This window comes from Verrucomicrobiia bacterium (assembly GCA_035946615.1).
GTDB lineage: Bacteria > Verrucomicrobiota > Verrucomicrobiia > Limisphaerales > UBA8199 > DASYZB01.
Window position 1 is genome coordinate 13,948 of the sequence record DASYZB010000047.1, and the last position, 13,924, is coordinate 27,871.

The window sequence follows — 13,924 nt, forward strand, 5'->3', positions numbered from 1 at the left end:
GCAGCCGCGCAGCCTTGATGTAAAGGTTTGTTTAACAATTATTCTTTATGCAAATGTTCAAATTCAAACAGGCAGTCTTGATTAGCAGTTTAGGGGCAGCGCTCGTTCTCACTGGCTGCAGCACCATGCACTCTCAAGCTAATGGACGCAGTGAAGGCCAGGTCATCAACGATGATCGCATCACTTCCATCCTGAAAGCGGACCTCGCCGATCAACCGGTATATAAGTACAACCAGGTCGATGTGAAGACCTATGACGGCATCGTTCAGTTGAGCGGCTTCGTCAATAACGACGGGCAAAAACAGGAGGCCCAACGCCTCGCGCAGCAGGTGCCGGGCGTCCGCCGGGTCGAAAACGCTATCTCGGTCGTTCCGGCCCCCGCGCCCACTGGCCGCTATAATTATCAGCCTGGTGAACCAAACCAAAATCAGAACCAGGGCTCCCCTGCCAGCCAGAACAATCAGCCCTCTCAACACGGCCAGAGCCAGCCTTAATAACACCGTTAAAAGACCAGAGCTTTGGATTTTAAGTCCGCCGTGGAAGGGGCTATTTTGAGGATACCCTGCGCCGGGATTCGCGTCCAAAATCCACCTGGGATTTTCCTGCGCGTCCGCCATTGCCTTCCGGGGCGCTGATAACAAACGAACCGCTATAAATCCTGCCCGCGAACTCGATGCGCACTTCGCCGTTCGGTCCACCCGGGCAGGAGCCTTTATAAGAATTGACGAACGCCACGACCTTTCGGCAATCGGCTGGCGCCTCGAATTCGATGAACTCATACTCACGCCCGGGCGAGGAGCGATGGTCTTTGTAGTAATAGCCCTCGGGCGAACGGGTGTGTTGAAAGAATAACGTTTCCGCGCCGGATCGAGCAGTGGCATAGAGGTCAAGGTCAATAGCTTGTTTCCAGTGAATCCCGATCTTCATCGGGCCAATGAAAGTTTCTGGCGGGCGTGGGGCATTTTCCAGCGAGCCGTCGCGGGTGAGCCAGTCGGCTGCATCGACCTCGCGGGTGATCCGCAGCATCTCGATTTTGCTCTGTTGCGGGTCCAGTGCTCACCGATTCAGGTTGGTCGCGAACCCGGTGGGGCGCTGACAGAAAGCCCGCATGGCGGCAGGCAGATCGCCGCAGAAGGTGGCCAGGCGTCCCAAGTTTCTTAAGTTCGCGAGCCAGTTCCTCGCGCGCCTTAAGCAGCGCCTTGAGTTGCTCTTGTTTTCCATCGTTCAAGAGCGTGTCTTTCTGCTCCTGTTGCGACTTCATGTCACGATTGAGCTCTTGCACCGCTCGTTCGGCCTGTTTCGCAGCCCTTTTGCTTAGTAGAAAGTAAAACAAAGACGACTCCCTTGTAGCTTTCAAGACGACTGCCGCAAAAGAAACTCACAGAACGCAAAGGAAAGGGATATGGACCGCAGATATTCTTTTAGGCGACGTGGAAGAGGATTTTTGGCTTGCCCGATAATCCTCTCTGCCCAATAGTTGAAAGGAGCTTATTCATGCTTTGTATGAAATCGAATCTCGTTTTGACTTCTTTCGCCAGTTCCCTGCTGTTGCTCCAATCGGCTCATGCGCTTCCTGACCCGACCGAGATGCCCTTGCCACTGGTGGGCACCGCCGAGCACGGCCATGCCTATCCGGGCGCCATCGTCCCTTTCGGGATGGTGCAGCTTAGCCCCGACACCCCCTTGCGCGGCTGGGATGGCGCCTCCGGTTACCATTACTCCGATTCAGCCATCCTCGGTTTCAGCCACACGCATTTAGCCGGCACGGGCGTTGGTTGCCTGGGCGACGTGCTGGTCACGCCAACGGTGGGCGAACTCTTCCTGAACGCCGGTTCACCGGGGCACGGGTATGTTTCAAGCTTTTCCCATTCCAACGAGGTGGTCACACCCGGGTATTATCGGGTGTTCCTCGATGACCCCAAAGTCACCGCGGAACTGACGGCCACGGCCCGTTGCGGCTTTCACAAGTACACCTTTCCCGCCTCGGACCAGGCCCACATCATTTTGGACCTGGTGCATGGAGTGGACAGCCGGGCAGTCGAAACGACTCTCGCCATCGAGGGAGATAACACGGTCATCGGTTCGCGCATTTCGGAAGGCTGGGGCGGGCGCCGCGCAGTTTATTTTGTCATGGAGTTCTCAAGGCCATTCGCCTCGTATGGTATCGAGCAAAACGGCCAAAAGCTGGGTGCGGGAGAACGCGCGGCCCATGGCCGCGATCTGAAGGCCTATTTCAATTACAAAACATCAGAAAATGAGGTCCTGCTGATCAAGGTGGGCATCTCGGGCACCGGCATCGAGGGCGCGCGCAAGAACCTGGCAGGCGAAATCCCCGGCTGGGATTTCAATAAGACGCGCGCCGCGGCAGTTCGCCAATGGAAGGACTTGTTCAACACCGTCGAGGTGGAGTCGTTTGATCCGCACATCCGCGCCACGTTTTACGCGAACGTGTACCTCGCTTGCCAGGCGCCTGTACTTTTTAATGATATCGATGGAACCTACCGCGGCATGGACCACAAAAACCACTCCTCGCCCGGATTCCAGAACTACACCACCTTCTCGTTGTGGGATACCTATCGCGCCGAGCATCCCCTATTGACGCTGCTGCAACCGCGCCGAGTGGACGACCTGATCAAGTCGATGCTTGCCGAATACCACGAGTCCGGGTTGCACACCACACCCATCTGGCCACTGTGGGCCAATGAAACCTGGTGCATGATCGGCTACCATTCCGTGCCGGTCATCGTTGATGCCTATTTCAAAGGATTCAGAGGATGCGACCCCGAAGAGGCCTACCAGGCCATGCGCGACACCGCTACCCAGGACCGCAACGGGCTGAAATCTTACAAGGAACTCGGCTATGTAGCCTCGAAGTCCGGCGAGCAGGCGACCTCGCGCACCCTCGAATACGCCTTCGACGACTGGTGCCTGGCCCGAATGGCCGAGGCCCTCGGTCATTCCGACGATGCCCGCCTGTTCTACTCCCGCGCAGCCAACTATCGCAATCTCTTCGACCGCACGACGCAATTCTTCCGTGGCCGCAAAGCCGATGGCGCCTGGCGCTCGCCCTTCATCGACAATGCCCTGGTCGGTGACGAATACACCGAGGCCGATGCCTGGCAGTATGCCTTTTGCGTCCAGCAGGATTTGCCTGGGCTTATCTCGCTGTACTGGGGTGACGAGGGATTTATCAAGAAGCTCGACGCCTTGTTTGCGGCCAACTCCACCATACAAACCACGATCCCGGACATCAGCGGCCTGATCGGGCAGTACTCACAAGGAGACGAGCAGTGCCATCACGTGGCGTATCTTTATAATTATGCCGGCGCTCCCTACAAAACCCAACAACACGTCCGCCAGGTGATGGCCCAGATGTACAATGACACCCCTGCCGGCCAATGCGGCAATGTCGATTGCGGGCAGATGGCCGCCTGGTACGTCTTCAGCGCCCTGGGCTTTTATCCCGTCAACCCGGATAGCGGCATTTACGTCATCGGCAGTCCGGCGGTTTCGAAGGCCGTGTTGCGCCTCGACCGCCAGAAGTACCATGGCAAAAAACTCGAGGTCATTGCCCTCAACAACTCGCCTGAGAATATTTACATCCAGTCCGCCTCGTTCAATGGCCAGCCGCTCGAAAAGGCTTGGCTCAGTCACCAGCAAATCACTTCCGGCGGGACCCTGCGGCTGGTGATGGGCTCGCAACCCAATACCACTTGGGGCAGCGCGCCTGAAAACCGGCCGCCGGCGACCATGCCCGCCGGATTCAAATACCCTGAACTGCCTCCTCCCGCTTCGGACAAACCGGTCGCCCTGAAGCTGCCCATCCGGGTTATTTGCGGCAGCGATGAACCGGCCGGCGATTTCTTGCCCGACCCGAACATGGTGGACGGGGCCGTTAACGCCAGCCGCTCAGCCATTGATACCAGCGTCCCCAACGCCGCCCCGGCTGCAGTGTATCAAACCGAGCGCTACGGCCAGGATTTCAGCTATTCGTTCTCCGTTCCCCAAGGCGGCCATTACCGCGTGCGCCTGCACTTCGCCGAGGTGTTTGATGACGGCGCGGGACGGCGCATTGAGGATATCCAGATCAACGGCCAGCCGGTCCTTACCAATTTCGACATTTTTTCTGCCGCCGGCGGCATGAATAAAGCCGTCGTCAAAGAGTTCGACGGGATTCATCCCAATAGCCAGGACAACATCGTTATCCGAATTTTCTCTCCGGACGCCAGCCCGGATCGCAACGCGAAGATCAGCGGCATCGAGATTCTTCCCGAACAGCAATCCTGACCCTGATGTTTTACTGGCGCTTTTCAAAGGCTCTTTCCGCAAAGGACACCATGCCTTGGCGGGTCCTCTCTCTTTTCTTTGCGGCCCTGGCCCTCTGGTATAGCGGGACCTCGAATGTCCGGGCCGCCACGGGCGCCAGCGGGTTGTTCAATGTCCGCGATTACGACGCCGCCGGTGACGGTAAAACCCTGGACAACCCGGCCATAAATCAGGCCATCGAGGCCTGCTCAGCCGCCGGCGGCGGAACGGTTTTAGTCCCGGCGGGCACTTATTTGAGCGGCTCGATTCATCTGCGCAGCAATGTTCATCTGGTCATCGACGCCGGCGCAACCCTTCTCGGCGCGCCGCAAAACATGAATGCCTATGACGAAACCGAGCCCTACGCGCTAGGTGGCTATCAGGATGGAGGTCACTGTTATTTCCACAACAGCCTCATCTGGGGCGAGAATCTCACCAACGTTTTCATCACCGGCCACGGTCTGATTAATGGCGGCGGGCTGGTTCGCAGTGACGGCGTTCTGGACCGCATGGTCGGTTTCAACAAATTCAATCCGCCAGTCACAAACCCCGCGCCGCCCATCCGCCTGGGCAACAAAGCCATCGCCCTCAAGTTGTGCAGAAATGTCCTCATTCGTGATGTGACCATTTATCATGGAGGCCATTTCGCGATTCTCGTGACGGGATGCGATAACCTGACAGTGGACAACGTCACGACGGATACGGACCGCGACGGCATCGATATTGATTGTTGCCGCAACACGATGGTTTCCAACTGCCGCATCAATTCGCCAAATGATGACGGCCTCTGCCCTAAAAGCACCTATGCCCTGGGCGAGACGCGTCTGACCGAGAATCTCACCATCGTGAACTGCCAGGTCTGCGGCTTCGAGGAGGGCACCCTGTTGGACGGCACGTTCAAGCCCAGCAAGAATCATAATGGCCGCATTAAATTCGGCACAGAATCCAGCGGGGGCTTCCGCAATTGCACCGTGGCCAACTGCGCGTTTCGCAGTTGCCGTGGCCTGGCCCTTGAAGAGGTGGATGGAGGCGTTATGGAGAACATCACAATCAATAATATCACGATGATGGATGTGCCCGACTATGCGATTTATATCACCACGGGAAAACGCAATCGCACCCCGGGCGCCGCAACAACCAGCCGCGCTAAAAGCATTTTGATCTCGAACGTCATCGCCGATGGAGTCGGCAAAATGAGCGGCATCCAGATTATGGGTTTGCCGGACCTGCCGGTCGAAGGCGTGCGGCTGCAAGACATCCGGCTCACCAGCAAGGGAGGCGGGACCAGGCAAGACGCTGCCCGCCATCCAAAGGAGTTGGGGGCCGGTTATCCGGAGCCCAGAAGTCTTGGGGTCTTGCCGTCCTACGGAATTTACGCGCGGCACGTCCACGACCTGGAAATCGCCGATGTCCACTTGGCTTTTGAAAACCAGGATGAGCGCCCTGCCATCGCCTGCATCGATGCCGAAGGAGTGACTATTGACGACTTGAGCGCGCAGGTGGCGGACGGGGTTTCTGCTGCCCAATTTGAGGCAGTAAGAGGACTCGCCATTAGAAACTCACCCGGCTTGGAGAATCAGAAACCGTAGCAAGGGCCTCTTGGATTAGTATTTCAGGGTCACCATCCCGCCGGCGGCGGATATCCTGGCGATTCTCACCGGCACAATGGCGCCCAGGCGATAAAACCGGGCCGCCCCAGCCATGGGAATGGTAATTGTCCGCGCGCCAACGTTGACCGTCGCCGTGGCATCATTGGCGTAAGGTCCTGCGGCCAGCGAAGAGGATTGGACCGTAATTTGAGCTGGCACGAGCAGCAGATAATTGCGCACCTCGAGCCGATCATCCGATTGAACGCTGGAATCGCCCAACTTCGTCAAGCGAAGCGTGTTGGCGCCCGACAGATTCAGAATTGCGCCCAGGCCGTTGGTGTCCAACAGGGGGATATACCTGAAATTGGATTTGCGTATTTGGTTGGGGATATTAAAGGCGCCGAGGTTCAGTGTTGTCTGGTTAGCTTGCGCCGGGTCGCTCGTTACCAGGCTGAGCAAGTTGGTTGTGGCGCCCCAGGAACCGACGCGCAGAAACGCGAAGTAATTGCTCGAACTCGAATTGAACACTCGCGTGTAATTTTGCCAATCGCCCGCGTGAGTGCGAATCACCAGGTATTCAGCCAGACCGGCATCGAGGTACTTTTGCCGGGTGTTATCGTTCGGACGATCATACGTCTCCGAAGTCACATTGGTGTTCCACCCCGGTCCGCTGGGCGTGCTGTTGCCATCTGACAAAAAACCCGCAAAAGGAGTCCCGTCAGGCCATAAGCTGTTAAACTCATCGCGGATTCCTTCGCCGGTCATGACGCCGTCATTCTGGCGGTAATCATCCCATCCTGTGCTGGGGCCAAGTTGATTCGGGGTGAAAATATCCACCCCCTGGCTGGCCATCGTCGAGAAGCCACCGTCATTAGGGTCAAAGTACCCTTGGCCATTATCCCCGATCAGAACAGGATTACCGTTGGTCGGATTGCCGGAAACCGGGATGGGATCAAGCTGGAACACCCCGTTCGAATAATTGTAGTCCTCACATTCGATCGTCTTTACAGGCTCGCTGGACACATAGCCATCGCTGAATGTATCGAACCAAAAAGTATTGGTGGAAATGAGCGGCGGCACGTCGGTGCTCTGCACAACAATTTGGGCGCTATAGACTGCGTTGGACACCAGCGTTCCGGGGCCCGCGCTGAAGCTGACCGTCGAACCGTTCGCCGGGAGCGGCGCCAACGCCGCCGAGGAATCCACTCCATTGAGGTACAGCTTTGTGGCATTAGCCTTGATCAGGCCCGTCGTAAACGTGCTGGCTGTGAAGCTGATGCCTGAGTTGGGGTTGTGAAAATTCTGCCAGCGCCCGGCGGGCATGAAGCGGGTCTTCACGACCGGTGTGCCGGGAATCGAATGCGGTATTGCCGGGAGGGTGGCTGTGTTCGGATCGCTTGCCGCTGCGTAGTAGTTGTCCACCGTCACATCAGAGGTGCCGGTGGTGCCATTCCGGCTGTAAGAAAGAATGCCGCTGATGCCGGAGCTGTAAGTCGCATCGTAATTCTGCAGTGTAGCCAAAGGCGCGGTCAGGTCCTCCATATCATAAACCTGAGCGGTGTACAGCGTGCCGACCCCCTGAAAGATGAAGCGGTAAGAGTTCCCTGGCACCAGGGTCATTTCGCATTTGGCAATCGTAGTGGCGCTGAACCCAGGGTTAACGATGTTGATTTGAAATTCACCCCCGTGCCTGTTTCCCGCATTCTCCCCCGCCTGCGCGGCGTCATAGTTGAGAATCATCCCCGCGCCTCCATCCAGCCCAAAACTGCCGCCCGGCGTAAAACGCGCAAACAAAACCACCGCCTGATCCTCGACGACCCAATTAACCAGGTCCACTGCCACGTAAAAGTCGCTATAGACATTGGTCGGAGCGACAGCAGCCACCGCGGGCACTCCTGCAGCGGCGAATGGGTAGGTTTGAATCCGCAGTCCCTTGCCACTTCCAACGGTGGGGAACGAGAAGGTTACAAGAGACGGGTCCGCGTAATACTTCGTCCAGCGAGCGCTTAAGGCGCCCGAATCAAAATTGTCGGATTGACCTTTGGCCCCCAATGGCAAGGCAAGAGCAGTGACAATAGAGAGCAAAGAAACAAGCTGCTGGCGGCGGTGGGTAGGTTGACTTTTCATATAGAGCCGACATGTGTTGATGTACATGCTAGACCGTCCACGTTTGGGTTAACGCGCCAATCTTGCCACGAGCAGCCCATTTGTCAACTGAATTATGGCTTTTGTCACTCGGCGCGGCCCGGAACAGGAGAGCTATTGACCAGTTCGAGCGCTGCCTGTTCGAGAACTTCGCAGGTGCGTTCACCCAGACTGGTGCGCGTCACATAGGCATAGCGTTTGAAGCTGTCGAAATCCTCCTTTGTGAGAATATAGCCGTAGGCGTCATTGGTAAGGCCGAAAAGGAAGTCGTTTTGGCCCCGCATTTTTCGTTTGAGATAGTAACCAATATTCGGCAGCGCCTCGCCGGGAATTGTAAGGATTTGGGCTGTCCCCAGGTTCACCAGATTCAGTTGCACCTTCACGCTCGCTGCTCCGCTCGAATCAAATCCCGGCATCCGGCTCATCAGCGCCCGCATCAGGGGCGAGTCCACTGGAAACGAGACCATTCGGGCGGCACAGAACAGCTCCGGCGAGCTTTGGACCGGTGCATCACGGATGATGAGCAAGGCCTGGTCCGCCAGCAGGTTGCCAATGCGCTGGCACTCCGGCCAGGTCCGGGCTTCCCCTCCACCGGCAAGGCGGTTGTCGGCAGTGACCATCCCGCCTTGGGCGCTATTCATGAAAATGCCAGTTCCACCGCCATGCTGCTCGATGCGCTCGTAAAGGGGCCCGATGAGGTCCGGGCTGCATACCCCGGCATGGTCGCCCAGAACCTCGGGATGAATGGCATAGTTGACCAGGGTGGCCAGGGGCTGGCCGGAGAGGCTCAGAAACTGCATCACGTTACAGCGCGGGTCATACAACTGCTCCGCGTAATAATTATAAGCGATCTTGCCCCTGGCTTCGCCCGTGGCCACACGCAGCTTGACGGGTTGAAGGCCCGCGAGCGCTTCGTGTATCGCTTCCGCCATCTTCCGGCAGACACTCGCCAGGTATTTCGGATCGCTCGACGTGCCGCCCATTTCGTCTGGAAACCCGTAACAATCCGGCGCGCTGTGGGTGTGTGTTGCGCCAATCAGGATGTTCGAAGGAGGGATTTCCGGCACGGCGGCGCGCACTTTGTTACCCAGCACCGATGGGAACCCAAGAAAATCGGCGCTGACAATCGCCACACGATTGGCGCCTTCCTCGACAACCAGTGCACGAACGGTCAACTCCCCTTCTTTGCGTGTGACCGGCTGGCCCGAACCAATACCTCCAATGACAGGCAGCAGCGGGTCGGGTGTTACCTGCCGGACCGCAACACCGGCGCGTAGAGCCGCTGAGGCGTCGAATAAAGCGAGAAAGCAACAAATGAGGATTAGATTCACTTTCATAGGATTTTGCCAACCGGTTTTAATCCGCAACCTGCTGTTGCTTTCAACCGGGGGAGCGCCTGTCTATGATGGCATGAAGGGTGCATCGGCGTCAACAGCGCCGCACGGCGTTTGGCGCCGGTCCGCGCCACGCGTCGTGGACTGCGCCAGCGCTCTGGCGCTTTTGGGCCGCGTCTTGCGTTGAATTGTCGCTATCGCCTTCATCGGGATTGAATTTGGGGGGCATGGAGAAACGGGAGGACATCCAAAAGCGGTAGAGGACTACCGCAGTCCCAAGACGCTGCGCGCCCTGGGTCAGCGGTCGATTAAATAAAAAGACCGTTCAAAATGCCGATAATAGGGGCCATGAATTTCAATTGACATCCTGGCTCCATTTTCCTATAAATCGTGCTGAGATGGTGAACTTGGATTTTGCTTTGGACAGCATGGCTTTATTGCAGGAATTGGGAGGGGTAGCTGGCTGGCGTAAGGGGCCGGCTGGCCCGTGCCACGAATGGGCGCCAAATGCGCATGTACGCTAAAAAAACATTCACCCGAAAACGAACCGCGCCAAACCGCGCCCGGCAAAAAGCCCGAAGCACAGCCGTTGGCTCCTCTGCTGCGCGGCAGAAGGCGCGCTTCCTCGAGGCCTTTTTCGACCATTCGCTCGATTGCCTGGTGTTCCTGGACAAGGATTTCAATTTTATTCGTGTCAACGAGGTGTACGCCCAGGCATGCAAACGGGATGTCTCGGAATTTCCCGGGTGCAATCATTTCGAGTTTTATCCCGATAAAGAGAATCAGGCGATCTTCGAAAACGTGGTGCGCACCAAAACGGCCTATCAGGTGACAGCCAAGCCCTTTGTTTTTCCTGACCACCCCGATTGGGGGGTGACCTATTGGGACTGGACGCTGGTGCCGGTGCTGGACGCGCGGGGCAAGGTGGATTTCCTGGTGTTCTCGCTGAGGGACGTCACCATGCGCAAACGGATGGAGAAGAGCCTCGAAGAGAGCGAGGCGCGCTATCGTTCCCTGGTAACGGCCACGGCCCAGATTGTGTGGGCTACCAATGTGCAAGGCGAAGTGGTCGAGGAATTGCCGACCTGGCAGGGATTCACAGGCCAAAGCCGTGAGCAATACCAAGGCTGGGGATGGATTGAGGCTGTGCACCCCGAAGACCGCGAGAGGACGCGCTTGGTCTGGTCGCAGGCCGTTGCCTCGCGTGTCCTGTATGAAATCGAGTACCGCATGCGGCGCCAGGACGGGCAGTACCGGCTCATGGCGGTCCGCGGGGCCCCGGTGTCGGAGCGAGACGGGAGAATCCGCGAATGGGTCGGCACCTGCACGGACATCACGGAGCAAAAGGAGGCCGAGCGCCGGCGCGAGTTGACCAGCGCCTTGCTGGGCCTGTTTGCCCAAAAAACCTCCGCCCGCGAGTATCTCGATTCGGTCGTGCAAATCATCCGCCAGTGGACGGGCTGCCAGGCCCTGGGCATTCGGCTCCTGGACGAGCGCCAGGAAATCCCTTACGAATCCTGGAGCGGGTTCGACGCGGGTTTCCTCCAACTGGAAAGCCGTCTGTCTCTCGAAAGAGATAACTGCATTTGTGTCCGCGCGATTTCCGGACAGGCCGCCGAGTCGGACCAGGTTTTGAAGACCCCGTCGGGCTCCTTCCAATGCGGCGATACTTTTGCTTTCATGGATCAATTGACCTCGGCCCAGCGGGATTGGTATCGAGGCAATTGCCAGAAATTCGGATTCGCCTCGATTGCGGTTATCCCACTGGGTTACCATGGCAAGGTCCTGGGGGCTATTCACATGGCAGATCGGCGCCCGGACCGACTCCCTCGAGACAAGATCGAGTTCATCGAATCGATGGCGCCGCTCATTACCGAGGCGCTCCACCGCTTCACCGCCGAAGCGGAGTTGACGAAATACCGCGATCGCCTTGAAGAACTGGTCCAGTTGCGCACAGCGGAACTGGAGAGCGCCAACGCCCGGCTGCAGGTTGAGATTATCGAGCGCGAGCGGGCTCAACAATCGCTCCAGCAGACTGCGCGTGAATTGGAACGCTCAAATCGCGACCTCGAGCAGTTCGCCTATGTCGCCTCGCACGACCTGCAGGAACCGCTCCGGGCGGTGGGCGGTTATGTCAAGCTCCTGGAACGGCGCTTTCCTGAAGAGGTGGATGCCAAAGCCAAGGAATACATCGTGGGGGCCTCCGATGGGGCCGCGCGGATGGAACGGTTGATAATGGACTTGCTGGCCTTCTCGCGGGTAGGCACGCACGGAACCGCCTTTGCGATGGCCGACCTCAACCTGCTGCTGGACGAGGCGTTGCGCAACCTCCAGACCGGTATCGAGACGAGCAAGGCGGCCATCGAGCGCGAGCCGCTGCCATCGCTGGTGGTGGACCCCAGCCGCATCACCCAGCTCTTCCAGAACCTCATCGGCAACGCCATCAAATTCCGCAGCGAGCGCCCACCTCAAATCCAAATCGGGGCCGAGCGCCGGGAAAATGGGTGGCTCATTTCGGTGCGAGACAATGGCATTGGCATCGAACCCCAGTACTTTGAGCGTATCTTTCAGATTTTCCAGCGTCTGCACACGCGCAAGACCTATCCGGGAACCGGCATCGGCCTGGCCATCTGCAAGCGGATAGCAGAATGCCACGGCGGCAGTATTTGGGTGGAATCCCAGCCGGGCCAGGGCGCCACTTTTTATTTCTCGATTCCCGAACTTTCTGTAAAAACTGAAGACCCCTTATGAACAAATTAGAAGGTGACGTGGTGGAGATTCTCCTGGTTGAGGATAGCCCAAGCGATACGGAGCTAACCATCGAAGCCCTCCGCGAAGCCAAGGTCCGCAATCACCTCAGCATCGTCGAGGACGGTGTCGAGGCGATGGATTTCCTTCATCGGCGGGGTGGCTATGCCGACGAGCCGCGCCCGGACCTGATCATGCTCGATTTGAATTTGCCACGCAAAGATGGGCGCCAGGTCCTGGCCGAAATCAAAGGCAACGAAACTCTCAAGAACATTCCCGTGGTCGTCTTAACCACCTCCCGGGCTGAACAGGATGTCCTGCGGGCCTATAACCTGCACGCCAATTGTTACATTACCAAGCCGGTGGATTTTGGTCAGTTCCTGAAAGTGATTCGTTCGATTGAGTCGTTTTGGTTGTTTGTCGTTACCCTGCCGCCCAAGGCGCCCCTCTCCCAAAGTGTGGCGATTGAGAGCCGGCGTTGAGTGGCGTTCCCTGGGCATCTGGCGGTCTTGTTTGACGCCGATCACGGGATAAATTGTCATTGTAATGGAGCAAGAACCGCAATCGAGAGTTCCCGGGTAGATGAAAAGCGGCGCGTTAAGAATCCTGCTGGTCGAAGACAGCCCGTCGGATGCGGTGCTTTTGCAGGAGAGCCTTATGCAAAATGAATTGGGCAACTTTCACTTTACCCATGCCGAGACCCTCGCCGAAGGCATCAAACAGCTCTGCTCCCGCTCCTTCGACCTGCTGATGCTGGATTTATCGCTGCCCGACAGCGCCGGCTCGGATACCTTCCTCCGGGCGCGCGCCGCGGCGCCCCAAGTGCCGATTGTTGTTTTGACTTCCGTGGAAGACGAGGCCGTAGGGTTGGAGGCCGTCAAGGGCGGGGTGCAGGAATACCTCATCAAAGGCCAGGCCTACGGGCGGCAGACCGCCCGCTCGATTCGATATGCCATCGAGCGCAAACGAGCCGAAGAGGCCCTGAAACAGGCCGAAGCGGCCCTGCAACGCGAAAAGGATCAGTTGGAAGAGCGGGTGCAGCAGCGCACAGCTCAATTGTCCCAAGCCAACCAGGCACTCCAAGCCGAAATCCTCCAGCGGCAGCGGGCCGAAAAAGGCCACCGGCAGGTTTTGCGCCGCCTATCACAAGCCCAGGAGACCGAGCGCGGGCGCATCTCGCGGGAACTGCACGACCGGCTAGGCCAGGACCTGACTGCCCTCAAGCTGGGCCTTCAAATCCTCCGCAAACAAGGTCCCTTCTCTGGCGCCGTCCAAGAAAGCATCAGTAAGCTCGAAGGACTCGCCCGGGGCCTGATGCGCGATATTCATCGGCTCGCCTGGGAATTGCGGCCTCCCGCTCTGGACGATCTCGGCCTGGAATTGGCTTTGCGACGCTATGCCACCGAATGGTCCGAGGCCAGCGAAATCCCAATTGATTTTCACAGCGCCGGCTTGGAAGGCTGCCGGTTGCCTCCTGAATTTGAGACCACTCTATACCGGGTGGCGCAGGAAGCCCTCACCAACGTGTTGCGGCATGCAGAGGCAAAGCGGGTCAGCGTCTTGCTCGAGCGGCGAGCGTCCGGTGTGTCGCTCATCCTTGAAGATGATGGCTTGGGATTTGATTGCGAAGCCTTGATGCGCGCGCCTGCAGCGCGGGGAAAGCTCGGGCTTTTGGGCATGCAAGAGCGGCTTAAACTTCTGGGAGGGTCATTTGAGATTGAGTCGGCCCCAGGCACTGGGGCCACCCTCTTCGCCCGCATCCCGCTGGACGAGGCGTCCGCAGGCTGAACCACGGCACAAACG

The 13,924-nt window shown here is 58.0% G+C and carries 10 protein-coding genes; 7 read left to right on the forward strand and 3 right to left on the reverse strand.

The annotated features are described in order from the left end of the window. The first annotated feature begins 125 nt into the window (after window positions 1–125). Window positions 126–494, forward strand: a complete 369-nt coding sequence (locus VG146_07420; protein ID HEV2392179.1) for a BON domain-containing protein — start codon at window positions 126–128, stop codon at window positions 492–494. A gap of 52 nt (window positions 495–546) precedes the next feature. Here the strand turns inward: VG146_07420 and VG146_07425 are convergent, their stop codons facing one another. Beyond that, window positions 547–1,026, reverse strand: a complete 480-nt coding sequence (locus tag VG146_07425; GenBank protein ID HEV2392180.1) for a hypothetical protein — start codon at window positions 1,024–1,026, stop codon at window positions 547–549. Window positions 1,027–1,108: 82 nt separating this feature from the next. On the opposite strand from VG146_07425, the gene VG146_07430 reads away from it, so the two are divergent. From VG146_07430 to VG146_07440, 3 genes are all read left to right on the forward strand, one after another. After that, window positions 1,109–1,318 (forward strand): hypothetical protein, encoded by a 210-nt coding sequence (locus tag VG146_07430; protein ID HEV2392181.1) that lies wholly within the window; start codon window positions 1,109–1,111, stop codon window positions 1,316–1,318. Window positions 1,319–1,503: 185 nt separating this feature from the next. After that, a complete protein-coding gene (locus VG146_07435) occupies window positions 1,504–4,287 on the forward strand; it encodes a GH92 family glycosyl hydrolase (GenBank protein ID HEV2392182.1) in 2,784 nt (927 codons plus the stop codon). 50 nt (window positions 4,288–4,337) lie between these two features. Beyond that, on the forward strand, window positions 4,338–5,894 hold the full coding sequence (locus VG146_07440; protein HEV2392183.1) for a glycoside hydrolase family 28 protein: 1,557 nt from the start codon (window positions 4,338–4,340) through the stop codon (window positions 5,892–5,894). 15 nt (window positions 5,895–5,909) lie between these two features. Here VG146_07440 and VG146_07445 read toward each other — a convergent pair whose 3' ends face one another. Together VG146_07445 and VG146_07450 are read right to left on the reverse strand one after the other, a co-directional pair. Further along, complete coding sequence (locus VG146_07445) at window positions 5,910–8,021, reverse strand: hypothetical protein (protein ID HEV2392184.1); 2,112 nt, start codon at window positions 8,019–8,021, stop codon at window positions 5,910–5,912. 104 nt (window positions 8,022–8,125) lie between these two features. Beyond that, entirely contained in the window at window positions 8,126–9,376 is a 1,251-nt protein-coding gene (locus tag VG146_07450) for a hypothetical protein (protein ID HEV2392185.1), read from the reverse strand. 510 nt (window positions 9,377–9,886) lie between these two features. Between VG146_07450 and VG146_07455 the strand changes: the two genes are divergently transcribed. The 3 genes from VG146_07455 to VG146_07465 all read left to right on the forward strand — a co-directional run bounded on the left by VG146_07455 (window position 9,887) and on the right by VG146_07465 (window position 13,909). Next, window positions 9,887–12,124: an ATP-binding protein gene (locus tag VG146_07455; protein ID HEV2392186.1), complete on the forward strand. Its 2,238-nt coding sequence runs from the start codon at window positions 9,887–9,889 to the stop codon at window positions 12,122–12,124. Beyond that, complete coding sequence (locus VG146_07460) at window positions 12,121–12,603, forward strand: response regulator (protein HEV2392187.1); 483 nt, start codon at window positions 12,121–12,123, stop codon at window positions 12,601–12,603. The genes VG146_07455 and VG146_07460 overlap by 4 nt, the downstream gene beginning before the upstream one ends. A gap of 100 nt (window positions 12,604–12,703) precedes the next feature. Beyond that, window positions 12,704–13,909: a histidine kinase gene (locus VG146_07465; protein ID HEV2392188.1), complete on the forward strand. Its 1,206-nt coding sequence runs from the start codon at window positions 12,704–12,706 to the stop codon at window positions 13,907–13,909. The last annotated feature ends 15 nt before the right edge of the window (window positions 13,910–13,924 follow it).